The sequence below is a fragment of the Microbacterium sp. K27 genome, from assembly GCF_004794435.1.
GTDB classification, from domain to species: domain Bacteria; phylum Actinomycetota; class Actinomycetes; order Actinomycetales; family Microbacteriaceae; genus Microbacterium; species Microbacterium maritypicum_A.
The window spans coordinates 300199-325801 of the sequence record NZ_SSDK01000040.1; the positions used below are offsets into that span (position 1 = coordinate 300199).

Sequence of the window (25603 nt, forward strand, 5' to 3'; positions counted from 1 at the left end):
GCCGCGTTCAGGGAATCTGTATGCCGATAGATCGGAATGCGTGGGCTTTCGGAAGAGGTGCGGAGCGGTCGACTATCGCGCTTCCGACGGCAGGACCCGCCGCACGGTGACGACGACCAATGCGATGAGGAGCCCGATGATCGCCACGTCGGCGGCGATGTACGCATAGTGCGCCCAATTCGTCCCCGGCGCCTCGGCCCCGGCGATCACCAGATCGCTGCGCCGGTTGAGCACCGGGCGGATGACGGCGATCTCGAGAAGGAACACCAGCCAGATCACACCGAGGATCACCAGGGTCGTGCGTCCGGCCTTCGCCCGGGCACTCACGGCTGTGAGCACGACCAGGACGACACCCGCGAGCACGTTCAGCGCGGTGAAGACGAGTCGACCGATGCCGAGACCGATCGGGATCGTGACGCCGGGCGCGAGGAACTTCAACGGGGCTTCGAGGAAGGAGATCGCGATGATCGCCCCGAGCAGGAACGCCGGCAGCAGCAATTGCAGAGCCGCGTTCGTCCGTCCACTGGAAGTCATGAAGCCCCTCTTCTCCCGCCGATCGCCGCCCTCCCTCCGACGCTACTGCGGCAGGTCGAGGTCGCAGACGGTATCGACCGGAGAAAAGACGGCATCGACGGGAGAGAGACGTAGGCGCTCACAGCCACTCGATCACCTGCTCCGCGAGGATGCCGACGCCGATGACGGTCATGGCGATGCCCGCGATCCGGGTGACCACAGAGCTCGCACGCGGCCGGGTGCGCAGGAGACGACGGGCGAGCAGCCCCACTGTCGTGTAGACGATCGCGATGTTGAGCAGGTGCAAGCCGCCGAGGGCGAGCATCTGCGTCGTCGACGGCCAGCCGTGCGGGCTCGTGAACTGCGGCAACAGGGCGAGCAGCAGCAGGAGCCCCTTCGGGTTGATCCCGCTCACACCGGATCCCCGCAGGAACTGCCCCCACCCCCCGGTGGCGACCGGTTCGCCGCTCTCCGCGATCGGCGCAGGGCGTGTGGCCAGCGTCGTCGCACCGAGGAAGATCAGATAGAGCGCGCCGATCACGGTCAGGGTCGTGAGGGTGACCGGATACGCGGTGACCAGCGCTCCGAGACCGAGCGCGACGGCGACGATCACGACGGTGTACCCGGCGATCATCCCGAGGATGGACGGCGCGATCGAGCGGGCGCGCAGGCCGGCGGAGATCGCATACGCCCAGTCCGCTCCGGGGGTCAGCGCCAGCATCACGGCAACCACCCAGAACTGCATGACCAGAGCGATATCCATCGGTCCTCCTCAATCCGAGGAAGAGACTACGAAGGATCACGCGAAAGGTGCTCCGATTCTTCGGGTGATCGCGCCCTTCACCTGCAAGAATTGTCACCATGGACGCACTTGACCGGGAGATCCTCTCCCTGCTGCAGGATGACGGACGGATGAGTGCGACGCACCTCGCCTCCCAGGTCGGGTTGAGCCTGTCCGCATGCCATCGCCGACTCAAGGAACTGGAGCAGTCCGGAGCGATCGAGCGATACCGCGCGGTCGTCGCGCCCGCAGCCGTCGGCCTCACGTTCGAGGCCATCGTGTTCGTGACGATCGGACGCACCGACAAGGACACGATCGTGGCGTTCGAGGAGGCGGTCGTGGCGATCCCCGCGGTGGTCGAGGCCCAGCGCCTGTTCGGCGACCCCGACTACATGCTGCGCATCCTCACCCGCGACATGAGTGCCTACCAGGAGCTCTACGACAACACCCTCGGGGCCCTGCCGGGCGTGCAGCGGCTCACTTCGACCATGGTCATGAAGCGCCTCGGAGCGGACCGGGCGGTGCCGATCCCCTGAGGCGGGTGCGGTCAGACGGGGGCCTGGCAGATGCGTTCCACGAGCTCTTCGGGCGCGGCATCCACGGTCACCGCGATCCCCTGCTCGTCCGGCCCGAGGGGCTCCAGCGCCTGCAGCTGCGACGCCAGCAGCGCAGGCGGCATGAAGTGGTCCCGGCGCGCGGTGGTCTGCGCGACCACCCGTTCTCGGGGCGCGTCGAGGTGCACGAAGAAGACGGTCGGGGCCGAGGCGCGCAGCCGGTCACGGTAGCTGCGCTTCAGGGCCGAGCAGGCGACGACGACCGCCGGATCTGCGGCGAGCGCCGCCCCCACCCGGTCGAGCCACGGCCATCGGTCGTCGTCGTCGAGCGGAGCACCGGCTGCCATCTTCGCGATGTTCTCCGGCCCGTGCAGATCATCCGCATCGATGAACGCGACACCCATCCGGCGCGCGAGTTCCCGCCCCACCGTGGTCTTGCCCACCCCGGACACCCCCATGACGACGATCGGCCGAGACTCGCTGGTCACCAGTCGTGCACCGTTCCATCCGCCAGACGGTTGTACGGCAGATAGGCCCGCTCATACGGGTACTTTCCCGCCTCGTCGACGTCGAGCTCGACGCCCAGGCCCGGCTTGTCGCCCGGGTGCAGCAGGCCTTCGCGCCAGGTGAAGGACTGCTGGAACACCCTGTCGGTGCGCGAGCCGTGCTGCATGTACTCCTGGATGCCGAAGTTGTGGATGGCGAGGCCGAGGTGCATCGCCGCCGCCATGCCGACCGGCGAGATGTCGGTGGGCCCGTGCATGCCGGACTTGATCTGATACATCGCCGCGTAGTCGAGCGTCTTCTTCAGCGGGCTGATGCCGCCCATGTGCGTCACGGCGCCGCGCACGTAGTCGATGAGCTGATCGCGGATGATGTCCTTGAAGTCCCAGACGGTGTTAAAGATCTCGCCGATCGCGAGGGGTGTCGTCGTGTGCTGACGCACGAGCCGCAGCGCCTCCTGGTTCTCGGCGGGGGTGCAGTCCTCGAGCCAGAAGAGGTCGTACGGTTCGAGTGCCTTGCCGAGCTTCGCCGCCTGGATGGGCGTCATCCGGTGGTGGCCGTCGTGTAGCAGGGGGATGTCGGGGCCGAACTCGTTGCGCACCGCCTCGAAGACGCCCGGCAGGTGGTTCAGATAGGCGCGGGTGTCCCAATCCTCCTCGACCGGCTTCGCACCCCGCCGGGCCGGCTCGTGGTCGTACCGGGCTTCGCCGCCCCCGGCGTCTGCGGCCTGCGAGGCGATGCCGTAGATGGCCTTGAGCCCGGGAACACCCGTCTGGATGCGGATCGCCCGATACCCCTGGTCGAGGTGCGCGCGCACGGAGTCGAAGAGTTCGGGCAGCTCTTTTCCCGAGGCATGACCGTAGGCGAGCAGGCCGGAACGCGATGCCCCGCCCAGCAACTGGTAGACCGGCATCCCCGCCTTCTTGCCCTTGATGTCCCAGAGTGCCATGTCGACCGCGGCGACGGCGGCCATCGTGACGGGGCCTCGCCGCCAGTACGCGCTCCGATAGAGGAACTGCCAGGTGTCCTCGATGCGGTCTTCGTCGGCGCCGATCAGCAGCGGGACGACGTGTTCAGTGAGGTACGCGACGACGGCGAGCTCACGCCCGTTGAGGGTCGCGTCGCCGAGGCCCGAGACGCCGTCGGCGGTCGTGAGCTTGAGGGTGACGAAGTTCCGGTCCGGGCTGGTGACGATGACCTCAGCCTTGTCGATGCTCATGCGAGGGTCCCTTCGGGAGTGAGGTGGTCGATGACGGTGCGCGTGCGATCGCTCTCGGGCACGGCGCCGATGGTGCGCGCGACGGCGGCCGTCGCGGTGTCGGTCGGGTCGAGTTCGAGGAGCGAGCGGATCCAGGTCTCCAGGGCGTGCACCTGTGCGTCGTCGACGGCGAGGCCGTCCTCACGCCGCCGGCGCACGGGAGCCACGAGTCGCAGCGCCACCTTGATCGGGCTGTCGCGGCGGATCTGGTCGAGTCGATGGGCGATGCGCGGGTTCGCGAAGCGGACGCGCAGGTCGCCGAGCCATCCGTCGAGCTCTGCGACAGGCAGATCGACCGCGGTCCGCTGGGCGGCCCAGAGCGCTTCGGTGTCGCCACGGAGGTCGCGGTCGTCGAACGCCTCGGCGATCGTCTCATATCCGCGCAGACGACCAGCGGCCGCGAGGAAGCTGTGGCCGGCGTTGAGCAGGTAGAGCTTGCGCTCTTCATACGGACCCACGTCGGCCACGAATCGTGCACCGCCCTGCGCCCAGTCCGGTGCGCCGCCGGGGAACTCTCCGGCGAGGATCCACTCCGTGAACGGCTCGGTCACGACGGTGGAGGGATCGTCGAGGCCGGTGAGCTTCCGCACGGCATCGATGTCGGCTGCCGTGACGGCCGGCGTGATCCGGTCGACCACGGTGTCGACGAACGACGCGGTGTCCGAGATGCGCGCAGCCTCGGTGCCGGCGGCCTTGAGCACCGCGTCACGCAGCACGCGGCCGTTCCCCGGCAGGTTGTCGCAGCTCACGACCGCGAGGGGTCCTGCGTCGGCGTCCGCCCGAGCGATGAGGCCGTCGGCGATGCGTCCGGGCACCGCGGAACCGGCGGAGTACCCGGCCTCGGTGACGGTGACGGTCAGCACGGCGACCTGCGGATCGGCGAGCACGGCGAGCCAGGACGCCTCATCCGCTCCGGGGACCGCGCGCACGATCGACTGCACGGTCGTCGCCCGATCCCCCTCGGCCGAACGCTCCAGCACCGTGTAGACGCCGTCGTTCCGTGACAGCAGTTCCGCAGCCTCGGGGGTGCGTCCGGTGAAAGCGGCGATGCCCCAGCCGTCGTCCGCGCCTGCGCGGTCGTTCACCTGCTGGGTGTACCAAGCCTGATGGGCGCGGTGAAAGGCGCCCATCCCCAGATGAGCGGCACGGACCGGGGGATGCTGCGTGCGCGCCGGCCCGGTCACGATCCGATGCCCGCGGCACCGGCGCACGCGCGGAGGAAGGCGAGGTCGTCGACCAGTCGCTCTTCCAGCGGAGCATCCGTCGAGAAGTCCTCCAGCGTCACCCAGCCGTCGTACCCGACCTCGGCGAGAGCACGGAAGTAGTCCGGCACACTGGCGATGCCCTCGCGCAGCGGCACCCACACCGACTCCCAGCGCACATCTCCATCGAGCCCGGTCTGCCCGGTGCGCTGCCAGACCGCGTTCTTCACGTGCACGTGAGCGAGGTACTCGCCCAGAAGCTGGAGCCCGGCCCGAGTGTCCTCCTGTCCTTCGATCACGAGATTGCCGAGGTCGTGGATCACGCCGATGGTGCGCGGATCGATGCCGTCGACCAGCCGGAGGGCGGCCGACGCCGACGACGAGATCGTCTGGTGGTGCAGCTCGACCAGCACCTTCACGCCGAGTGTCCCCGCCTGTTCCGCGGCCCACTCCAGGTCGTCCCTGGTCTGCGCGAACACCGAGCGATAGTCCTGGGCGTCGTTGAAGGGGATGCGCACGCGCACCTGACGCGCACCGAGGTCCGCCGTCGCCCAGAGCGTCCGCAGCACGTCGTCCCGGTCGGGCGCGAGCGCGTAGCCGCCGATGCCGCTGAACTCCAGCCCGGCCTCGCGGGTGATGCGGGCGATCTCGGCGACCGACCCCTCGAGCCCGGTGAGCGGCCAGGTCGCCCGGTTCCCGGCCCAGAACCCGGGCGGATCCGCCTCGTCCTGGTCGGTGATGCGCCACTCGATGCCGTCGTAGCCGATCGCGGCGATGCGGCGGGCCGCTTCCGCGGGCTCCCAGTCGGGGGTCGCCGCGGTGAACACGGAGAACTTCATGCGATGCCTCCTGTCCGCACGTTCGTGTCGTCGACGGTGCCGTCGATCAGGTCGGCGATGCGCACCGGCGAGCCGGTGGTCGCCGAGACGTAGATGCCGCGCACGACGGCGAGCGCCCGCAGCGCCTCGGGCACCCCGACGCGGGAAGCCCGCCCGTCGCGGATGCTCTCGACGATGTCGGCGTACTGACGGGCGTGGCCCTCGGCGAATGCCTGCGGGTTGCGGTCGTCGCCGAGTCGATGCCCCTCCGGCACCCAGTCGGCGCTGCGGTCGGTCGGCTCGCCGTCGATCCACAGCCGGGCGAGCTGGTCGTTCTCGATGATGCCGGTCCCCTGTGCACCGTGCACAGCCAGCCGCACCGGCTGCTCGGGGAAGGCCGCGGTCGTGGCGTGCAGCACGGCGAGCGCCCCCGATTCGAAGCGCACCGTGACCACGGCGACGTCTTCGACCTCGACCCGCTCGTGCGCGAGCAGCGCGGTGTGGGCGAACACCTCGACCGGCATGCCGAGGAACCACAGCAGCAGATCGACGGTGTGCACGCCCTGGTTCATGACGGCGCCTCCGCCGTCGAGCTCCCAGGTGCCTCGCCAGGCGCCCGAGTCGTAGTACTCCTGAGAGCGCCACCAGGGCACCGAGGCCACCGCGCTCGTGATCCGTCCCAGGCGTCCGGAGTGGGCGGCGTCGGCGACGGCCACGGCACCGGGGTCGAAGCGGTGCTGGCTGATCACCGAGATCCGGATGCCGCGCGTCTCCGCGTCCCTGGCGATCTCCGCTAATCGGCGGCCGCGCTCCATCGACACGTCGAGGGGTTTCTCCAGCACGACGTGCATCCCGCGGGCGACCGCCCGTTCGGCGAGCTCGAGATGGGAGCCGCTCGGGGTGCAGATCACGACCATGTCGACATCGGCGGGGATCGACTCGATCTCGGCGTGGGCCGACGGTCGCGCGCCGCCCAGCTCGTCGACGACGAGGTCGGCCAGCCGTGCGGTCGCCGCCGGCACCTCGTCGACGACGGCGACGATGCGCAGGCCGGGAGTGCTCGCGATCGCTCGGGCATGATTGACGCCGATGATGCCGCATCCCACGATCGCGACGTCGAGGATTGCGTCGGTCATGAGAGGGTCACTCCGATCTCGTCCGTGAGGGTGCGCAGGGCCCGACCGGCGCGGCCGAAGGCCTCGGGGCCGGAGAACCCGCCGAGGGCGTTCACGTCGGCGAGGTGCGGTTCGAGCGAGGCGAACCCCGCATAGCCGTCGTCGCGCAGGGCGGTGAGGGTCTCGCGCAGCTCGCCGTCGCCCTCGCCCACCGGGACCACCTCGCCGGTCGCTGCGAGCGCATCCTTCAGCTGCAGATACTCGAGGTGCGGTCGCAGCATCGCGTAGCCGTCGGTGAACGGACGGACGCCGACCTGCACGAAGTTGGCGTTGTCCCAGGCGATGCGCAGCCGGTCCGAACCGACCGACTCGATCACGTCGAGCACGCGTGCGGGGATGTCGCCGTAGATGTCCTTCTCGTTCTCGTGCACGAGGGTGACCCCGGCCGCCTCGGCGGTGCGCGCGAGCGCCGCCATGCGCACGAGCACGTCGTCGCGGATGTCTTCGGCCGAAAGGTTCTCGTCGCGGAAGAACGAGAAGATGCGGATATACGGGGTCTCCAGGACGTCGGCGGCACGGATCGCCCGCTGCAGTCGACCGACCTCGTGCTCCACCGGTAGGGACACGTCGACCTTGCCGATCGGCGAGGCGACCGCCGAGACCGACATGCCGCGTTCGCGCACGACGGCCGCGAGCTGCGTCAGCTGAGACTCATCGAGATCGACGATGTTCACCCCCCACGCGCTGCGCACCTCGATGTGCCGCGCGCCGAGCGCCTGGAGCACGGCGATCTGCACGGCCGGATCGGGATCGATCTCGTCACCGAATCCTGAGAGCTTCCACGGGGTCATTTCACTCCTCCTGCGGTGAGACCGCCTACGAGATAACGCTGGAACACGAGATACAACACGACGACGGGGATGGCGCAGATGAGCGAGGCCGCCATCATCTGTCCGTACAGCGGCACCGCACCCGTCTCCTGCGTCGCGCCGAAGATCTGCAGGGCCACCGCGGCGGTCCGGCTGTCGCGGTTGGTCATGACCGAGGCGAACAGCACGTCGTTCCACCCCTGCAGGAACGCGAAGATCGCGGAGACCACGATCCCGGGCCAGCTCAGCGGCAGCACGATGCGGGTGAGGACGCGGAAGTTGGAGGCGCCGTCGATGCGGGCGGCTTCTTCGAGCTCGCGCGGCAGCCCGCGGATGTACGTCACCATCACCCAGGTCGAGAACGGCAGCGCGAAGGTGAGGTAGGTGACGAACACCGACCAGTGCGTGCCGATGGTGGGGATGCGCAGCACCGACGACAGCGTCGAGAACATCACGAACACCGGCAGCAGCATGAGGGTTCCCGGAACCGACTGCAGGCCGAGCAGACCCCGAAGGATCGTGACGCGTCCGATGAAGGTGAATCGCACCAGCACCCAGGCCATCGACACGGCCACGGCCGCGCAGACGACCGCGACCGCCCCGCAGATCAGCAGGCTGTTGGCCAGACCTCCGGCGAGATCGACACTGCGCCAGACCTTGATGTAGTTGTCGAGACGCAGCTCGGTCGGCCAGTACGCGCCTCCGGCGACCGCGACATCGGCGTTGATCGAGGCGAACAGCATGTACGAGACGGGCCCGAAGACGACCAGGCACAGGAAGACGTTCGCGGCCACGAGAAGCGGACGCGGCAGCAGGCGGTCGACCTGGCTGTGACCGCCCGGGCGGCTCCGGCGCGGGTTGACCTGCGCGATCGTGGTGGTGACGCTCATCACTTCGCGTCCTCTCCGGTGTCGAGGCGCACAGCGCGCAGGTAGACGAACAGGGGGATCGCGACGATCGCGAGAGAGGCGACCGCCATCGCCGCGGAGAGCCCGAACCGGAAGCTCTGGAACGCCGTGACGTAGGTGAGGACCGGCAGGACCTCGACATCGACGGGGGCCGGGATCCCGAAGAGCACGAACGGCATCGTGAAGGCGTTGATGCTGTGCAGGAACGTGAGGATGAAGGCCAGCAGGATCGATCCGCGCAGGTACGGCAGGATCACCTTGCGCAGCTTGATCCCCCAGCCGGCGCCGTCGAGCGCCGCCGCCTCGTGCACCTCCGCATCCACCGCCTGGAGACCGGCGAGGGTCAGCAGATACACGAACGGCCAGCTCACCCAGAGCTGCGTGATCACCAGGGTCCAATAGCTCTGCGGTCCGTTCAACCACAGCCCCGGATCGACGCCGAAGACGCCGAAGGCCTCGTCCACGACGCCCTCGGGCTGGAACATCGCCCGGAAGACGGTCGCCACGACGAACGCGGGGAGGATGTACGGGATCAGGTACACCGAGCGCACCAGCCCACGGCCGCGGAAGGCGTTCTGCGTGGCCAGCGCCGCCGTGACGCCGAGGGGGATCGCCGCGACCGACACGATCAGTGCGTAGCTGACGCTCAGCCAGATCCCCCGCACCAGCGGAGAAGTGGAGAACGCCTCGACGAAGTTTCCCAGGCCGACGAACGGCGCCTGCAGCCACTGCCTGATCGTGTACTGGTCGAGATCGAGCATCGAGATCCAGAAGGCGAGCAGCAGCGGCACCAGGATCAGCAGCGTCATCAGCACCCCGCCGGGGAGCAGCATCCACAGCGGGCGGGGCCGCTCGCTCGGCGGGGTGTCGTCGGTGCGTTTCCGACGCGTATCGGTCGCGATCGCCATGTGCGGGTCCTCGCGTCGCTACTTGGACTTGTCCAGCGCGGACTGCGAACTCGCCTGGGCCTCGGCGATCGCCGCGGCGATGTCGCTCTGGCTGAGCGTTCCCCCCTGCAACGCGGGCAGCGACTGCACGACGACGTTGGTCAGCGCGAGCTGCGTGTCACCCCAGGCGCCCGTGAACGGAGTGGCGACCGACTGCGAGGCCGCCTGCACGTTGGCGCTCAGATCGGGGTTGTCCTTCTCGACCTGTGCGGCCGCCTCCACCCCCGTCGGCAGCTCGCCGAACGTGTCGAAGTAGTCGAGCTGCGACTCGGTGCTGGTGAGCATCTCGATGAACGCGAACGCGAGGTCCTGGTTCGGCGAGTACTGGGCGACCACGAGGTTGTCTCCCGAGAGGATGCTGGCCGCTTCCTCTCCGTCCTTGGGCAACTCGGTCTCCCCCGGCGGGATGGTCGGGAGGAGGGCGTAGGCGTAGGAGTCGGCGACGGGGGAACCCGCGAACGTGGGCTTCGAGTTCGCCGAGGTCATGGGAAGGAAGGCGGCCTTGCCCTCGGCGAAGGCGGCGACGGCCTGGGCGTTCTTCCACCCGATGGCTGCCGGGTCGACGAGTCCGTCCTGGTACCAGCCGAAGTAGGTGTCGTAGGCGGCGGCCACGGCGGGATCGTCGATCTCCGCCTTCTTGGCCTCGACATCGATCAGCGGATTGCCCGCCTGCACGCTCATGCCCCAGACGAACTTCCAGGGGTCGAAGCTGTCGGCGTATCCGATCGCGAGACCGTGCACGTCTCCGGATTCGATCTTCGCGGCAGCGGCGGTCAACTCGTCCCACGTCGTGGGCGGCTCGTCGATCCCGGCGGCGGCGAGCAGCTCGGTGTTGTAGGCCATCACGAACGGACGACTCACGAACGGGACGGCGATCTCGTCCTTCTCGCTCGGGCCGGAGATGCCCAGGGTCGACGGCACGAAGCGGTCGCGGCCTCCCACCTTGTCCCAGTCGGCCTCGGTGAGTTTCACGAAGGCGCCCGTCGCGTACGCGGTCGGGGTGAAAGTGGTGCCGAGTCCGTAGACGTCGGGACCCTGTCCGGAGAGCACAGAAGTCTGGATCTTCGTCAGCTCGTCGTTGGCGCTCGCGAAGGTCTCGAACTCGACCTTCGCTCCGGTCTTCTCCTCGAAGGCATCGGAGACCTTCCCGAACCACTCCTTCTGCTGCTCGGGGTATAGGCCGTTCGCGGCCATCATCACCGTGAGCGTCTGGCCGGTCCCGTCGACGGTGCCACCGGCGTCGCCGTCGTCCGTGCCGGCGGTGGATCCCGAGCATGCGGTCAACGCGATCGCTGCTGCGGCCATCGCCCCGAGGGCGATCAGGGGTCGAGACTTCATTGAACTCTCCTTCGAGACAGTGAGTGGACGTGACTGCGTCTTCGCCAAGGTAGGCAAGCGTGGCAATTGTTAGCAATTCATTGCCAGTAATTGCCATCTTGTGATTCTGTTGCCCCATGTCGTCCCCCACACCGCCTTCGCACCGGCCGACGCTCGCCGATGTGGCCGATGCCGCCGGCGTCGCGATCTCCACGGCGTCGCGCGCCCTCGCCGTCCCCGGCCGTGGCAACCCCGGCACCCGCGACCGCATCATCCGCGTCGCGAAGGACCTCGGCTACACGCCCACCGCCGCCTGCGGCACGGCATCGACGCCGTCGACCCGCATGGTCGCCGTGCTGGTCTCCGACGTCACGAACCCGTTCTACTTCGGGATCATCCGCGGTACCCAGCAGGCCCTGCGGGTGGCGGGCTACTCGCAGATCCTGGTGCACACCGAGGAGTCGCCCGAGATGGAGGAGAGCACCCTCGAAGAACTGCGCAGCTCCTACGACGGAGCGATCCTGACCGCGTCCCGCCTGTCCGACGAGCGGCTGGCCGAGCTCAGCACCGAGCTCCCCCTCGTGGCCCTGAACCGTGCCGTGCCCGGAGTGCCGTCGGTGTTCATCGACACGCCGCTCGGCTTCGACCAGGCCGTCGAGCACCTCGCCTCCCTGGGGCATCGACGCATCTGCTACGTGGCCGGTCCCCCGACCAGCTGGGCGAGCAATCTCCGCTGGCGGGCCGTGGCGGCCGCGTGCGAGCGCCTCGGGATCGAGCACACGAAGGTGGGGCCGTACCAGCCCCGCACGAAGGCGGGAGCGGCGGCGGCGGATGCCGCGCTGAACACCGGTGCGACCGCCTGCGTGGCTTTCAACGACCTCCTCGCGATCGGCATGCTGATCCGGCTCAAGGAACGCGGCGTGCGCGTTCCGGAGGACATGAGCATCGTCGGCTGCGACGACATCTTCGGCGCCGACTTCTGCAACCCGCCACTCACGACCCTCACCGCTCCGATCGAGCAGGCCGCACGCCTGTCCGTGTCGATGCTGCTCGACCGCCTGCAGAGCGAGCGCATCGGAGCGGGCGCGCTCAACCGACGGCACATCGCCGCACTGCCCACCCACCTGACCGTGCGGGAGTCGACCGGCTCCGCACCCCGCCGCACCCCTGGAGGAGACTCATGAACACTGCGCTCAGCCCGCACGCCGACCGACTCCTCCCCGCCGATCCCGGCGTGCGCGAGCTCGCCCGAAAGCTGTACGACACCGTCGCCGCGGCGCCGATCCTCTCCCCGCACGGGCACGTCGACGCTGCGTTGCTCGCCGACGACCAGCCCTTCCCCGATCCCGCGACGCTGCTGATCACGCCCGACCACTATGTGCTGCGTCTGCTCCACGCGGTCGGCGTGCCCCTCGGCGCGCTGGGTCGCGGAGCCGCACCCGCCGATCCGCAGGAGGTGTGGCGGGCGTTCTGCGCGAACTGGGACGTCTTCCTCGGAACGCCGGTGCGCTACTGGTTCGAGTCGTCGCTGTCCGAGGTGTTCGGGGTGACCGAGCAGCCGAGCGCGGGCAATGCCGATGAGCTGTACGCACACATCGACGCGCAACTGCGAATCCCCGCATTCCACCCACGGGCGCTGTTCGAGCGCTTCCGCATCGAGGTGCTCGCGACGACCGACGACCCCGCCGACGACCTCGCCGCGCATGCACGACTGCGCGACGATCCGTCCTTCCGCGGACACGTGCTTCCGACGTTTCGCGCCGACCGCTACATGGACCCGTCGGCTGAGGGATGGTCGGCTGCACTCTCGGAGCTGTCGGAAGCTGCCGGCACCGATGCCGGGAACTACGCCGGGCTGCTCGACGCCCTGCGCCGCCGACGGACCGCATTCCGGGCGGCGGGCGGCACGGCCACCGACACCGGTGTGCTCGACGCCGGCTCGCAGCCGCTGACGAGTGCCGACGCCGAGCGCATCCACGCCGCCGGGCTCCGGGGGGACGTCACCGCGGAAGCCGCGACGGCATACCGCCGCAACATGCTGTACCGACTCGCCGAGATGTCGTCTGAGGACGGACTGGTCATGCAGCTGCACCCCGGCGTGATCCGCAACCACCACCGCGACACGCTCGCGCAGTTCGGCCCGGACAGCGGACACGACCTGCCGGATGTCGCCTCATTCACGCGGCCGCTCACCCCGATCCTCAACGACTTCGGCACGAACGAGACGTTCCGGATGGTGCTGTTCACGGTCGACGAGACCGCGTTCAGTCGAGAGATCGGTCCACTCGCCGGCTTCTACCCTTCGGTCTACGCCGGTGCGCCGTGGTGGTTCCTCGACACCCCCGACGCCATCTTCCGCTACCGGAGGTCGGTGACGGACAGCGCCGGGTTCACCAAGACGAGCGGTTTCGTCGACGACACCCGGGCCTTCTGCTCGATCCCCGCTCGCCACGACATGTCCCGACGACTCGATGCGGGCTACCTGTCCACTCTCGTCGCAGAGCACCGCCTCACCGAGGAGCAGGCCTTCGCGCTGGCGCACCGCTTCGTCGACGACATCCCGCGGACGACCTTCCGACTGCCCAGTGCTCCCGCCTGAGCCTCACGAAGTGGAGGTCTCCGTGACACGACGCACGACGTACTCGACGACATCGCCCTCCGGGATCGCGCGGGGTCGGAAGCGCACCCCGGTCGGCACCCGCGGAATCATGCGATCGACGCGGAAGATGCGCCAGTCGTCTCGATCGAGGTCCCACGCGAGCAGGTACCAGACCGGCCCCCAGCTCACCAGCCGCTGCGGTTCGGCATGCCGCGGCTCTTCGCTGCCACCCGGCTTCGTGTAGCCGAAGCGGAGCCGTTCGTGACCGCGAATCGCCGCGGCGACCGTGCTGAGTGCTGCGAGATCGAGTGGGGGTTCGGCCCCGGGAACCACGCTGGTCGCCTTCCGGATCGCGTCGACACGGCGGCGGAGGCGGGCGGGCATCACCTGCTCCAGCTTGGCGAGGGCGGTGAGCGAGGTCTCTTCGACGCCGAGCCGCCAGGTCGCCGCCGCCCCCAGGCCGACCGCGACGGCGACGGCTTCGTCATCGTCGAGCAGCAGTGGAGGCATCGCCGCCCCCGCAGCCAGCCGGTACCCGCCGGCGACTCCGGGACGCGCGTCCACGGGATAGCCGAGCGAGCGGAGCTTGCCGATGTCGGCGCGCACGGTCCTCGTGCTCACACCCAGTCGATCGGCGAGTGCGGAACTCGTCCAGTCCCGTCTGAGCTGAAGCAACGACAGCAGTTCCAGCAGACGGGCCGAGGTCTCGAGCATGTCTGATCATCTCAGCAAATGCGGAACCTGCTCTTCCGCATTGCCTGCGAGCGTGAACAGCATGACCCAGAACACCTCCCTCACCCCTTTCCACATCGACATCCCGCACAGCGCCGTCGATGATCTTCACGATCGCCTGACCCGTACACGGTGGCCGCTTGCCGTGCCCGGTCGAGACGATCGCGCCGACTTCCGTCGGGGCACCCCGCTTCCGTATCTGAAGGAGCTCGCCGAGTACTGGCGCGACGGCTTCGACTGGCGGGCGCAAGAGGCGACCCTCAACATGCACGAGCAGTTCACCACGGTCATCGAGGGCCAGACGTTCCACGTGCTCCACGCGCGGTCGGCGAACCCGCAGGCCACGCCGCTGCTCCTCAGCGACAGTTGGCCGGCGTCGTTCGTCGAGTACCAGCGACTGATCCCGTTGCTGACCGACGAGTTCCACGTGGTCATCCCGTCGCTGCCCGGCCTGGGCTTCTCGAACCCGCTGTCCGGCACCGGGTGGGACCTCGCACGGACGGCGGAAGCCTACGCCGAGATCATGACACGCTTCGGCTACGACCGGTTCGCGACCCACGGCACCGACGTCGGCACGGGCATCACCGGACGACTTGCAGGGATCCACCCCGACCGCGTCATCGGCACCCACTTCGGCAGCGACCGCGTATGGCTCGGGCTGGTCGGCAACATGTTCCCCGCCCCCGATGACCTGTCAGAGGAAGAGCTCGCCCAGCTCGAGGCTGCACACGTCGCGAGTGCGGCTGAGCGCGGCTACATCGGCATGCACAACCATCGACCGGACACGATCGGACCGGCGCTCACGGACTCGCCCGTCGGTCAGCTCGCGTGGATCGTCGAGAAGTTCGCCCGCAGGATCGACAGCGGCCACCGAGCACCGGACGTGGATCGCGACCAGCTCCTGACGAATGTCAGCCTGTACTGGTTCACCCGCAGTGGCGCTTCAGTCGCGCAGTTCTTCTACGAGTCGGAGCACGCCGAGGTCGGCTTCGCCATGCCCGCAGGGGTACCGGCCGGCTGGGCTGTCTTCGACGCCCATCCGCTCATTCGGCGCACGATGGATCCGACCGGTGCGATCAGCCACTGGAGCGAGTTCACCGAGGGCGGGCACTTCCCGGCGATGGAGGAGCCGGAGCTTCTCGCCGAGGACATCCGGAAGTTCTTCCGCAGTCTCGCCTGATCGACACCGCACGTCCGCACGCTGCGATCAGATCGCGACGGCGCTGATCGACGCGTGCGGACGCCGTCCGTCCTGTACCCGCGCATCGCTGTCGAGCACGGAGAACCCCGCGCATTCGATCAGCGCCGACATCCCGTCCACCGACCAGTAGTGCGCCGTGGTGACCGCGTGCGGGAACGGTTCGCCGTCCTTCCCGTCGAAGAACCCGATCAGCAGGTGACCGCCCTCGCGGATCGCGCGCCGAGCGGCCGCGAGCAGAGACGGCAACTCATCCGGAGCCGCATGGATCAGCGAGTACCAGGCGAGCACGCCACCGAGTGAGCCCGCCGGGACGTCGGAGTCGGTCAGCGATGCCACCCGATACGGAACCTGGGGGAACCGTGCGGACGCATCGGCGATGAATTCCGGCACGAGGTCGATGCCCTCGGCGTGGACTCCTCGATCGACGAGGAAGGCGGTCCAGTGCCCGGGGCCGCACCCGGCATCGAGAACGCGGCCCTCGACGCCATCCGCCCAGCGTCCGATGCGCTCGCGGTCGACGTCGTCCATCTGCCCGATGTCGCCGAACAGCTCCGTGTACTCGCCGGCACGCGCGGCGTATCCGTCGCGGATGCGCACGTCGCTTCCGGAGTGGTTCATCATGGCGCTCTCCCTTCACCGTGCGCTCACGATCGCTCCTCTCCACGGTATCCGGAGGCTGCCTCGGCTCCCCTCGACGCGAGGACAGCCGACCGATACTGTCTGGTCATGACTACGACCGACGCACCGGTGCACTCACCTCGTTGGCACCTTCTCGGCTCGCTGCCCTTCGCCGCAGCCGCGCTCGTCCTCGTTAACGGGCTCTACATCTTCCTCGTCGCCCTCGGCAACATCACCGACTACGGCACGAACTTCGACTTCGTGCAGCACGTGCTCGCGATGGACACCACGAACTTCGGCCAGGAGGCCGGAAAAGGTCTCGACCCTGACGTGATGTGGCGGGCGATCGACAATCCCGTGCTGTGGAACATCGCGTACATCGGCGTGATCATCTGGGAGTCGCTGAGCGCGATCGTCCTGATCGTCGCGGTCGTGTTCTTCGTGCGCGGATTCCTCGGCCACGGCTTCCACGCCGCCCGCGTGTGGTCGTCGATCGGACTCGTGATGATCATCCTGCTCTTCGTGGGCGGATTCATCTCCATCGGCGGCGAGTGGTTCCAGATGTGGCGCTCCACGTCGTGGAACGGGCTCGACCCCGCCTTCCGCAACTCCGTGATCGCCGGCATCGGTCTGGTGCTGCTGCACCTCCCGTCACCCCGATGGGATGACGCTCCGCCTCGGCGCGACGCCGCCCGATAGGCGCGTGGGCCCACGGCGTCCTCACGAACGCCGTCGCCCCAGGGCCCAGAGCCCTCGCACGATTCCCACCGCGACGGCGCCGATGATCCCGCCGATCGTGTTCCACACGATGTCCTGCACGTCAGGGACACGCCCAGGGATCGCGGCCTGGACACTCTCGATCGCGAACGACGCACAGAAGACGAGCACGGGCGCGAGCATCCAGAGCCGCCGGCTGAGCGCAAGCGCCACCGCGGCTCCGAGAGGGACGAAGAGCAGTGCGTTGAGGGTGCTCTCCACCTCGATGAAGGTCATCGGCTCGACCAGAGGCGCCGCGAAGACATGGGCGAGGTCCATGAAGAGCGCACGAGCAGGGCTCGCGAACCGGCGCGGCGTCAGCGTGACGGCGACGACCGCCAGAGCCGCGAGGCCCGCGACGAGGAACCGCGGGCCGGACGACGGGCGAGAGTGAGCGGAGTGAGCCATACGCCCACCTCACCGCATCCGATGTTGCGTGAGCGTATGCGTTTCGGTCGGTAGCATTCGGGGGTGGAGAGCGAACCGCGATGGAATCTGACCGTCGGGCTCTGGCTCATCTACACGCCGGTCCCCTCCGGATTCGGCGACGGCGTGGTGGGTCGGGGCTGATACCTGACCGGGGCGCTGCACCGTGACTTCCGGGAAGGGCGGGCCGAAGGGTACGACTGGAAGATCGAACCCGACGGCTCCTGGAGCATCGCAGAGCGCCTCGTCGTCTTCGCGATGAGCGAGAACGGCGACTACCTCGCCTGGGACACCGGTGCCCGAGACGACGACGGCGAACTGCCGATCTTCCACACGTCTCGCTTCAACTCACTGACGCGCATCGGTGACGACCTCTATGAAGCGATCGAATGGCTTCGTCGAGGCGACCGCGAACCGGATCCCATCGACTTCACTCTCCTCGCTCCCACCCGCTGTGAGCGACGGAGCCGACGCTCAGTTGAAGTCGCCGCCGGGGGCCATGTCCATGAAGCGCGAGTAGTGCCCCTGGAACGCGACGGTGATCGTGGCGGTCGGACCGTTACGGTGCTTGGCCACGATCAGGTCGGCCTCGCCCGGACGCACGTCTTTGTCGTACACCGAGTCGCGGTGCAGCAGGATGACCATGTCGGCGTCCTGCTCGATCGAGCCCGACTCTCGCAGGTCGCTGATCGCGGGCTTCTTGTCGGTGCGCTGCTCGGGACCACGGTTCAGTTGCGAGAGGGCGATGACCGGAACCTGCAGCTCCTTGGCGATGAGCTTGAGGCTTCGGGAGAACTCCGAGACCTCCTGCTGACGCGACTCGACGCGCTTGCCCGACGTCATCAGCTGCAGATAGTCGATGATGACCATGCGCAGTCCTTCGCGCTGCTTGAGTCGACGGCACTTCGCGCGGATCTCGACGAGCGTCATGTTCGGGCTGTCGTCGATGTAGAGCGGGGCGTCGTTGATGCGCCCTCGGGTCGCGGCGACGGTGGTCCAGTCGCGCGGGTCGAGGTTTCCCTTTCGCATGTTCTGCAGCGGGATCGCACCCTCGGCGCTGAGCAGACGCATGGCGATCTCGCTCTTGCCCATCTCGAGGGAGAAGAAGACGGAGGGGAGGTTGTGGCCGATGGATGCGGCGCGCGCGAAGTCGAGCGCGAGCGTGGACTTACCCATGGCGGGTCGAGCAGCGACGACGATCATCTGCCCGCCGTGGAGGCCGTTCGTCAGTTCGTCGAGCTCTTTGAAGCCGGTCGGCACTCCGGTCATCGATCCGTCGCGGCCGCTGGCGGCCTCGATCTCCTCGAGCGCGGCGTCGACGGCGATCTGCAGCGGGACGTAGTCTTCGGCGGTCTCGGATCCGGTGATCGAGTAGATCTCGGCCTGCGCGTTGTTGACGATGTCGGTCGCATCGCCCTCACCGGCGTACCCGAGCTGCACGATGCGCGTGCCCGCATCGACGAGCCGGCGCAGGATCGCGCGCTCGGAGACGATGCCCGCGTAGTAGCCGGCGTTGGCCGCCGTGGGGACGATCGACGTCAGCGTGTGCAGGTAGTCGGCACCGCCGGCGCGGCCGAGCTCGCCTGTCTTGATGAGCTCGTCGGTGACGGCAACGACATCGGTGGGCTCGCCATGGGAGTACAACGAGAGGATGGCCTCGAAGATGAGCTCGTGCTTCGGGATGTAGAAGTCGGCACCCTTGAGCGTCTCGATCACATCGGCGACCGCATCCTTCGACAGGAGCATTCCGCCCAGCGCGCTCTGCTCGGCGAGAAGGTCGTGGGGAGGCGTGCGCTCCGGCGCGCGCTTCGCGCCCATGCGCTCCTCTGAGATGTCAGCGATCGACACAGTCTTCCCTTCGATGCGACGTTTCCGATGCGATGTTCTGATGAGACGCTTCGACGGCGGGGCCCGTGCGGCCTTCGGCCCTCACACCGCTCTGAACAGCAAAACAGCTGCCTCCGACATTCGGTCGCCCGCCCACGCTACGAGCGACTGTTTCCACATGCAAGACGGCCTGTGGATAACTCTGTGGAGAGCGTGCGAACAAACTCGGAGTGTCTGTGCACAACAGGTGTGGATAACCCCGTGGAGGACCGGGATACGAAACTTTTTTATTTCACTTGAACTGGCGTTTATCGTTTCCCCAGCCTGTGGATGGAAATCAGTTTAAATCGGGCATTGAAGGTTGCCCTCCGCGGGGATGGGATGTGTAGAACTTGGGGAAAGTCAAGCCGAGATTTCTCCGGGCGCGTCACACCCGGACATCCCCGGAAACGCGCGGAGAACCCTCTAGACACGACGTCCGTGCGCGAGTATCGTCAGCCCCAATCGACGCAACGGCGTCGACGTACGTTGCCTTCGGAGGGGGAGGTCGACGTGGACGTTCGGGCCACCCGACGCGGCATACCTGCCGCCGTCTTCTGGGGTGGCATCGGCGTGCTCGCCTGGGCGACGCTCACGGTTCTCCTCGCGGGCGGATCCGCGCACGCGGACGAACAGGACGGCCCGCTCGACGGACTCACCTCGCTCGTCAGCGACACGGTGTCGGCCGTCACGGCCCCCGTGACCCCGGTCGTCACGCAGGTGGTCGCCCCCGTGGTGACACAGGTGGTCGCGCCCGTGCAGCAGGCCGTCCCCGCCGTGGTCGCCACCGTGACCGAGCCGATCGTGAACGCACCCGTCGTCGGTCCGGCCGTCGCACCCGTTGTGAACACCGTGACCGAGACCGCGACCGCGGTCGTCACCCCTGTCACCGATGCCCTGACCGACGCACCGGTCTCTCAGATCACCGATCCGATTCTCGACGCGGTCTCCCGCGTCCCCGTGGTCGGCGGACTCGTCTCCGACCTCGGTCTGATCTCCGCGGTGGGTGACGTCGTCGGCGTCGTCGATGACACCACTGCTCTTCTCGGGAACGTCACGAACGAGACGGTTCCGCCCGTGCTCGAAGCGCTCAACCCGTCGACGACGACGCCTGGATCCGGCGAAGGTCCCGCGAACGTCGCCGAGGCCCCGGTCCCCCCGACGGCCGCCCCCGCGACGGAGAACTCCGCAGCGACGCCGGCGGTCTCGCCGACAGCTGTGCCGTCGACCGTGTCCCCGTCGTCTGGCGCGCTCACCACCGCGATCGGCGCCACCACCGACGACGCCACTTCTGTGCCCACTGCTCCCCCGTCGGGGAGCCCGCCAGGCACCACAGTCCCCGCGTCCTCCTCCGCCGGTTCCGGCGGCGGGAGCGGCGCATCCCCCGCGCGCCTCAGCGACGCGAACTCTTCTCCGCTCCGTGCTGGCGAGCGGACATCCGGCGCCTCCGACGACGAGCTTCCCTCGTCGACGGTCGCCGACACCGACGTCTCTCCTGACTGACGGATCGTCACGTCGTTCCCCCGGGAACGACAGATGCCGTGCTGCGCGCGCATGTGATCGCGCGCACCCATCAGACGATCCATCCAGTCAGGAGAACGATCATGCGTACTTTCATCAAGCGGGCCCTCTGGGGCACGCTCATCGCCGGGGGCATCACGCTCCTCGGCGCGACGGCCGCGAACGCGGCTGAGACGACCGGAGACGACGGACTGCTCTCCGGCACACAGGTGGAGACAGCGATCACCGCACCGATCTCGGTCGTGAACAACGCGATCTCGGTGCTGAGCGACGCCGTGTCCACCGCGCCTGCCCCGGCTCCGGCGCCCGGGCCTGCCCCGGCACCCGCACCCGCGCCCGCGCCTGCCCCGGCACCCGCACCCGCACCCGCACCCGCACCCGCACAGACGAGCGGTGACTCGGGCACGGCATCCGGCACTCAGGCCGCGGTGACCGTGAACCTTCCCGTCACCGTGTCGAACAACGCGGTGAGCGTGCTCGACACATCGACGACCAGCGCCCCGGCCGCCACTTCCCCGAGCCCGGCTCCCCAGGCCGAAGCGCCTCTCGTGACCACGAACGGTCTGGACGGTGTGCTCTCGGGCACGCAGGCGCTGCTCGCGGTCAACGCCCCGGTCACCGTCACGGGCAACGCCGTGTCGCTGGTCGGCGACACCGAGAGCACCACTCCGAACGGGCAGGGGGCCGCAGCACCGGCCTCCTCCGCTCCCGTGGGTGCGACCACATCCGGTGACGACGGCATCGGCAGCGGCACACAGGTCATCGCGCCCATCACGGCACCGGTGACGGTGTCGGGGAACGCGATCTCGTTGCTCGGTGACACGAGCTCCACGGGAACCGGCACCGCCGGCTCGACCGCTCCCCCCGCTCCCGCCACGTCGGCGGGAACGTCGGGCGAAGACGCGATCCTCGGCGGCACGCAGGCGACGGCGCCCGTCACGGCACCGGTCACGGTGTCGGGGAACGCGATCTCCGTCCTCGACGACGCCACCGTCACCCGCACCGGCACCGGCACCGGTGGAAACACCACCGCACCGGCAGCCCCCGCCACCGGAGGCAACACCACCACCGGAACCGACAGCGTCCTCGGCGGCACCCAGATCACGGCACCCATCACGGCCCCCATCAGCGTGACCGGCAACGCGATCTCGGTCCTCGACGACGCCACCGTCACCCGCACCGGCACCGGCAGCAGCGCCGGAGGAACCGCCCCCACCACCGGAGGCAACACCACCACCGGAACCGACGGCATCCTCGGCGGCACCCAACTGGCGCTGCCGATCAGCCTTCCCATCACGCTGGGCGGAAACGCCATCTCCGTGATCGGCGAGGCGACGGTGACCGACCCCGGCACGGGAACCGACCCCGGCACCGATCCCGGTACCGACCCCGGAACGGATCCCGGTACCGACCCCGGAACCAACCCGGGAACGACGCCCGGAACGACTCCGGTCTCGACGGCCGGAGCCGCCTTCGCCTCGGGCGCGGCGACGACCGGTCAGGCGTCAGGGCTCGCGATGACCGGCGCTCCGTCGCCGGTCGGACTGCTCGCACTCGCCGCCGTCCTGCTCCTCCTCGGAAGCGCCGGACTCCTGCGACGTCGTCTCGTGACGGCGTAGTGAGGACGCCGGTGGTGCGGCCGTCCTCGGGGGAGGAGACCCGCACCGCCGGTGCGCCGCTGCGTCCACCCCACACGTCGACGGATTCGTAGCCCCCAGCTCACACCGTCGTTCGACGCCGGCGCAGAATGGGCGGATGCCCCGTGGAAACCCCACCCACGGGGCATCCGTCGCGCCTGCGCACAGGCGTTCCAGGAGGTCAGGGGATGTCGTCGACCTCGCCGTACGGGATGATCGCGGCCCGGTATCGCTCGACGAGTTCGCGCCATCCGAAGCCCTCGGTGTACTCGTGCTCGTAGACGGCTTCGGTGAAGTGCCACAGCAGATACGGATGCGCGCCCAGACCGTAGAGCGCGCCGTAGTCGCGGTTGACGAAGGCGGTGCGCTCCTCGGGCGTCAGCACCCGGTCGTCGGCGACCGCGTCGGGCCCCGCTCCCCCGGCGAGCCACCCGTCGACGAACCCCTCGGTGTCGGCGACGTAGGCGTTCACGTTCGCGGTGCTCATCTCGACGGCGCGGATGAACTTGTTCATCATGTACCGGCTCACGATGCGGCCCTCCAGAGGAAGAACGGACTGGAGGCGAAGCGCGAGGTCGTGGCCTCCGCGAGTTCGGCCGGACGCCCCTGCATGGCGGCGAGCGCGGCGACGATGTTCACGTACTGATACGTGACGTTGCCGGCGGCCATGATGCGGTCGAACCGGCATCCGGCGATCGCCCCGTCGAGGTCGCCGTCACGCATCCACCCGACCGCCTCGGCGTCGAACTCCGGATCGGGCGAGCCGTTGAACGTGCGCGGGCCGCCTACGTCGGTTGCCATGTGCCCCGAGGTGAGCAGGCCCACTCTGGCGTCGCTGTCCCAGGACTCGACCGCGGTGCGCAGGTGGTGTCCGAGAGCGGCGAAGCGGGCGGCGGTCGGCAGCGGCGGGAGGATCGAGTTCGCGTGGATCGGCACGATCGGCAGGTCGAGCTCCGGACGCACGTACTGCAGCGGCAGCACGAAGCTGTGGTCGAGCCGCCACTCGTGCGATACCGAGAAGTCGATGGTCTCGGGCAGCACCTCGCGGCCGGTGATCTGCGTCGCCAGCTCCGGGTTGCCGGTCAGTTCGGCGTACTCCATGCCGAAGGTGCGCACCTCGTTCTCGTAGGTGCCGTGGTACGAGGCGGCTTTGCCGACGATGAAGGCAGGTGAGTTGTCGGAGAAGAACTGCCGCACGTGGTCGGTGCCGAGCACGATGAGAGTGTCGACCCCGGCATCCGAGATCGCCTCACGGATGCGACGGAAGTTCGCCTCGACCGTCACGAGATCGTCGGGCATCGGCTCGCGCATCGCCCGCCACAGCAGCGGGTTGTGCGGGGTCGCTGCGGCCATCACCAGTTCAGCCACGTTCGGCTCCTTCCTTCGCGCTCACAGTCGGAACAGCGTGCGTGCGTTGTCGAGCAGGATCTTCCGGCGCGACTCCTCCTTGAGCCCGAGCTCATCGAACTCGGCCATCCAGCGGTCGGCGGTCATCACGGGCCAGTCCGACCCGAAGAGCACCCGGTCGGAGATCAGCGAATCGGCGTAGCGGACCACCTCGGGCGGCAGGTACTTCGGCGCCCACCCCGACAGGTCGAGGTACACGTTCGACTTGTGCCACACCATCGCCAGGTTCTCGAGGTGCCACGGCCATGCCGGGTGCGCGCTGATGATGTTCAGCTCGGGGAACTCTGCGGCCACGTCGTCGATGTACGGCACGGGGCGTGCGTTCTCGAGCCGATACCCGCCGCCACCGGGAGTACCCGCACCGGCGCCGGGGAACCCGGAGTGGAACATCACCACGAGCCCGAGTTCGGCGCAGGTCTCCCAGATCGGGAAGAAGCGACGGTCGTTGGCGAGGAACTTCTGCCGCGACGGGTTGAGTTCGCCGACGCCCTTGATGCCGTACTCGGCGTGCATCCGACGGATCTCGGCGACCGCGGCCTCGCCCTTCCACGGGTCGATGCCGGCGAAGGCGAGGAACACATCGGGGTGGTCCTGCTGCGCCTTGCCGAGGAGGTCGTTCGGTGCACCCTTGATTCCGCTCGTGGTCTCCGAGTCGGAGTTCACGATCACGGCCATCATCTTGCGGTCGCGGTACTGATCGGCCTGCTCGGCGAACGACACCACCGGCCGCTCGCGCCCGAAGTGCGCCGACATCTGGGAGTGCCGCTGGCCCATCGCCGCGATGAACTCCTCGGTCTGCGGGTGGGTGTGCACGTCGATCGCGACGATGTCGTCGATACCGGACATCAGGCTGCCCCTTCCTTCGCTCGTGCGGGTTCGGATTCAGATTCGGTCCGCAGTCCCGTGATCTCCTCGGTGTCGGCGCCGAGCGCCGGCGCGTGTCGCAGCTCGGGTCGACCGGACCGCTGGAACCGGATGCTGGGCACCGGGACGCGCAGCACGCCATCAGGCCCCTCGATCTCCTCGACCAGGCCCATGCTCGCGATCTGCGGATCGTCGAACAGGTCGCCCATCGTGTTCAGCGGACCGTGCGGGATGTCGTGCGCGGCGAGCCGGTCGAGCCAGTACTGCCGGGGTCGCGTGGCGGCGATCTCCTTGAGCACCACGTCGAGCTCGTCATAGTTGCGCACGCGCGCTTCCCGGGTCGAGAAGCGCGGGTCGTCGGCGAGATCGGGCCGCTCGAGCACGTCGAGCAGTCCGGTCCAGAACTTCTCCGGCACCGACATATGGATCACGAAGGCCTTGTCGTCGGACCCCCGGCAGGCGTAGGCCTGCGCGCGGCGCGGACGCGAGTCGGGCGATGAGACCTGTCCGGTCTCGAGGAACGCCGAAGCGGACTCGGTGAGGAAGTCGAGCAGGGCACCCACCATCGTGACCTCGACATGCTCGCCCACCCCGCTGACGTCACGGGCATGCAGGGCGGCGAGCACGGCCTGTACGGCCGACATCCCCGACAGCAGATCGGAGAACGCAGGCCCCAGCGGACGGATAGTGGAGGCCGGGACCACCTGGCTGTACATTCCCCCGGTCGCCGAGATCACGGTGTCGTAGGCAGGGCGCTTCGCGGCCGGCCCGGTGGGGCCGAAACCGGTGATCGAGCACGTGATCACCCGCGGGTTGCGTTCGTGCAGCGCATCGGGGCCGAACCCGAGCCGCTCGGCGACACCGGGGCGGAAGTTGTCCAGCACGATGTCGGCATCGTCGACCAGGCCGAACAGCGCAGCGAGCCCCTCGGCGCTCTTGAGGTCGAGCACGACCCCGCGCTTGCCCCGGTTGTAGGCGGCGAACTGGGGACTCATGGTCGCCCGCCCCTCCCATCGACGCATCGGGTCCCCCTCGGGCGACTCGACCTTGACGACGTCGGCGCCGAGGTCGGCGAGCAGCTTGGCCGCGAACGGACCCGAGATGTACTGGCCCAGCTCGACCACGCGGATCCCGGCCAGCGCACCCGCGCCGGGTGATGCGGAATTCGTCACTTCTGGTCTCCTCTTCGA

Annotated in this window: 26 protein-coding genes; 7 read left to right on the forward strand and 19 right to left on the reverse strand. The window is 68.6% G+C overall.

Annotated features, from left to right (window positions below; genetic code table 11):
- Positions 1-72 precede the first annotated feature (72 nt).
- Positions 73-534 carry a hypothetical protein gene (locus tag DW307_RS11115; protein ID WP_136024751.1) on the reverse strand — a complete coding sequence of 154 codons (462 nt, stop codon included), beginning with the start codon at positions 532-534 and terminating at the stop codon, positions 73-75.
- A gap of 118 nt (positions 535-652) precedes the next feature.
- Entirely contained in the window at positions 653-1276 is a 624-nt protein-coding gene (locus DW307_RS11120; protein WP_136024752.1) for a LysE family translocator, read from the reverse strand.
- Positions 1277-1374: 98 nt separating this feature from the next.
- Here DW307_RS11120 and DW307_RS11125 point away from each other — a divergent pair, with 98 nt between their 5' ends.
- Positions 1375-1830, forward strand: a complete 456-nt coding sequence (locus DW307_RS11125; protein WP_021199448.1) for an Lrp/AsnC family transcriptional regulator — start codon at positions 1375-1377, stop codon at positions 1828-1830.
- A gap of 11 nt (positions 1831-1841) precedes the next feature.
- Here DW307_RS11125 and DW307_RS11130 read toward each other — a convergent pair whose 3' ends face one another.
- From DW307_RS11130 to DW307_RS11170, 9 genes are read right to left on the reverse strand one after another with little or no spacing between them, the layout of a single operon-like run.
- Positions 1842-2336 (reverse strand): gluconokinase, encoded by a 495-nt coding sequence (locus tag DW307_RS11130; RefSeq protein ID WP_240750616.1) that lies wholly within the window; start codon positions 2334-2336, stop codon positions 1842-1844.
- A complete protein-coding gene (gene manD, locus DW307_RS11135; RefSeq protein ID WP_029267990.1) occupies positions 2333-3571 on the reverse strand; it encodes a D-mannonate dehydratase ManD in 1239 nt (412 codons plus the stop codon). The genes DW307_RS11130 and manD overlap by 4 nt, the downstream gene beginning before the upstream one ends.
- Positions 3568-4821 (reverse strand): mannitol dehydrogenase family protein, encoded by a 1254-nt coding sequence (locus DW307_RS11140; protein WP_342588935.1) that lies wholly within the window; start codon positions 4819-4821, stop codon positions 3568-3570. The genes manD and DW307_RS11140 overlap by 4 nt, the downstream gene beginning before the upstream one ends.
- Positions 4791-5651, reverse strand: coding sequence for a sugar phosphate isomerase/epimerase family protein (locus DW307_RS11145; RefSeq protein ID WP_029260726.1), 861 nt, complete (start codon positions 5649-5651; stop codon positions 4791-4793). The genes DW307_RS11140 and DW307_RS11145 overlap by 31 nt, the downstream gene beginning before the upstream one ends.
- Positions 5648-6766, reverse strand: a complete 1119-nt coding sequence (locus DW307_RS11150) for a Gfo/Idh/MocA family protein (RefSeq protein WP_136024754.1) — start codon at positions 6764-6766, stop codon at positions 5648-5650. Before DW307_RS11150 ends, DW307_RS11145 begins: the two co-directional genes overlap by 4 nt.
- Positions 6763-7596 carry a sugar phosphate isomerase/epimerase family protein gene (locus DW307_RS11155; protein WP_021199442.1) on the reverse strand — a complete coding sequence of 278 codons (834 nt, stop codon included), beginning with the start codon at positions 7594-7596 and terminating at the stop codon, positions 6763-6765. Before DW307_RS11155 ends, DW307_RS11150 begins: the two co-directional genes overlap by 4 nt.
- Positions 7593-8504 (reverse strand): carbohydrate ABC transporter permease, encoded by a 912-nt coding sequence (locus DW307_RS11160; protein WP_029260728.1) that lies wholly within the window; start codon positions 8502-8504, stop codon positions 7593-7595. Before DW307_RS11160 ends, DW307_RS11155 begins: the two co-directional genes overlap by 4 nt.
- Positions 8504-9430, reverse strand: a complete 927-nt coding sequence (locus DW307_RS11165; protein ID WP_136024755.1) for a carbohydrate ABC transporter permease — start codon at positions 9428-9430, stop codon at positions 8504-8506. The genes DW307_RS11160 and DW307_RS11165 overlap by 1 nt, the downstream gene beginning before the upstream one ends.
- An 18-nt stretch (positions 9431-9448) precedes the next feature.
- Positions 9449-10807 carry an ABC transporter substrate-binding protein gene (locus DW307_RS11170; RefSeq protein WP_136024756.1) on the reverse strand — a complete coding sequence of 453 codons (1359 nt, stop codon included), beginning with the start codon at positions 10805-10807 and terminating at the stop codon, positions 9449-9451.
- Between the two features lie 116 nt (positions 10808-10923).
- On the opposite strand from DW307_RS11170, the gene DW307_RS11175 reads away from it, so the two are divergent.
- Positions 10924-11970 carry a LacI family DNA-binding transcriptional regulator gene (locus DW307_RS11175; protein WP_136024757.1) on the forward strand — a complete coding sequence of 349 codons (1047 nt, stop codon included), beginning with the start codon at positions 10924-10926 and terminating at the stop codon, positions 11968-11970.
- Positions 11967-13385 (forward strand): glucuronate isomerase, encoded by a 1419-nt coding sequence (gene uxaC, locus DW307_RS11180; protein WP_136024758.1) that lies wholly within the window; start codon positions 11967-11969, stop codon positions 13383-13385. The genes DW307_RS11175 and uxaC overlap by 4 nt, the downstream gene beginning before the upstream one ends.
- Before the next feature lie 3 nt (positions 13386-13388).
- On the opposite strand, the gene DW307_RS11185 is transcribed toward uxaC, so the two are convergent.
- Complete coding sequence (locus DW307_RS11185; protein ID WP_205810463.1) at positions 13389-14099, reverse strand: helix-turn-helix transcriptional regulator; 711 nt, start codon at positions 14097-14099, stop codon at positions 13389-13391.
- A 61-nt stretch (positions 14100-14160) separates the two neighbouring features.
- Here DW307_RS11185 and DW307_RS11190 point away from each other — a divergent pair, with 61 nt between their 5' ends.
- Entirely contained in the window at positions 14161-15297 is a 1137-nt protein-coding gene (locus tag DW307_RS11190; protein ID WP_136024759.1) for an epoxide hydrolase family protein, read from the forward strand.
- A gap of 27 nt (positions 15298-15324) precedes the next feature.
- Here DW307_RS11190 and DW307_RS11195 read toward each other — a convergent pair whose 3' ends face one another.
- A complete protein-coding gene (locus DW307_RS11195; RefSeq protein ID WP_136024760.1) occupies positions 15325-15939 on the reverse strand; it encodes a class I SAM-dependent methyltransferase in 615 nt (204 codons plus the stop codon).
- 105 nt (positions 15940-16044) lie between these two features.
- On the opposite strand from DW307_RS11195, the gene DW307_RS11200 reads away from it, so the two are divergent.
- On the forward strand, positions 16045-16635 hold the full coding sequence (locus DW307_RS11200; RefSeq protein ID WP_136024761.1) for a DUF2165 domain-containing protein: 591 nt from the start codon (positions 16045-16047) through the stop codon (positions 16633-16635).
- A gap of 21 nt (positions 16636-16656) precedes the next feature.
- Here the strand turns inward: DW307_RS11200 and DW307_RS11205 are convergent, their stop codons facing one another.
- On the reverse strand, positions 16657-17100 hold the full coding sequence (locus DW307_RS11205; RefSeq protein WP_021199430.1) for a VanZ family protein: 444 nt from the start codon (positions 17098-17100) through the stop codon (positions 16657-16659).
- Between the two features lie 492 nt (positions 17101-17592).
- Positions 17593-18966, reverse strand: a complete 1374-nt coding sequence (dnaB, locus tag DW307_RS11210) for a replicative DNA helicase (protein WP_017829839.1) — start codon at positions 18964-18966, stop codon at positions 17593-17595.
- A gap of 531 nt (positions 18967-19497) precedes the next feature.
- On the opposite strand from dnaB, the gene DW307_RS11215 reads away from it, so the two are divergent.
- Both DW307_RS11215 and DW307_RS11225 read left to right on the forward strand, forming a co-directional pair.
- Complete coding sequence (locus DW307_RS11215) at positions 19498-20487, forward strand: hypothetical protein (protein WP_136024762.1); 990 nt, start codon at positions 19498-19500, stop codon at positions 20485-20487.
- Between the two features lie 101 nt (positions 20488-20588).
- Entirely contained in the window at positions 20589-22124 is a 1536-nt protein-coding gene (locus DW307_RS11225; protein ID WP_168441027.1) for a hypothetical protein, read from the forward strand.
- A 199-nt stretch (positions 22125-22323) separates the two neighbouring features.
- Here DW307_RS11225 and DW307_RS11230 read toward each other — a convergent pair whose 3' ends face one another.
- The 4 genes from DW307_RS11230 to DW307_RS11245 are packed head-to-tail and all read right to left on the reverse strand — an operon-like array spanning position 22324 to position 25585.
- A complete protein-coding gene (locus DW307_RS11230) occupies positions 22324-22671 on the reverse strand; it encodes a hypothetical protein (protein ID WP_021199426.1) in 348 nt (115 codons plus the stop codon).
- Positions 22668-23510 (reverse strand): DODA-type extradiol aromatic ring-opening family dioxygenase, encoded by an 843-nt coding sequence (locus DW307_RS11235; protein WP_051671241.1) that lies wholly within the window; start codon positions 23508-23510, stop codon positions 22668-22670. The genes DW307_RS11230 and DW307_RS11235 overlap by 4 nt, the downstream gene beginning before the upstream one ends.
- A 21-nt stretch (positions 23511-23531) precedes the next feature.
- Positions 23532-24395 (reverse strand): amidohydrolase family protein, encoded by an 864-nt coding sequence (locus tag DW307_RS11240; RefSeq protein WP_029260743.1) that lies wholly within the window; start codon positions 24393-24395, stop codon positions 23532-23534.
- Entirely contained in the window at positions 24395-25585 is a 1191-nt protein-coding gene (locus tag DW307_RS11245; RefSeq protein ID WP_136024764.1) for a CaiB/BaiF CoA transferase family protein, read from the reverse strand. Before DW307_RS11245 ends, DW307_RS11240 begins: the two co-directional genes overlap by 1 nt.
- Positions 25586-25603: the final 18 nt, after the last annotated feature.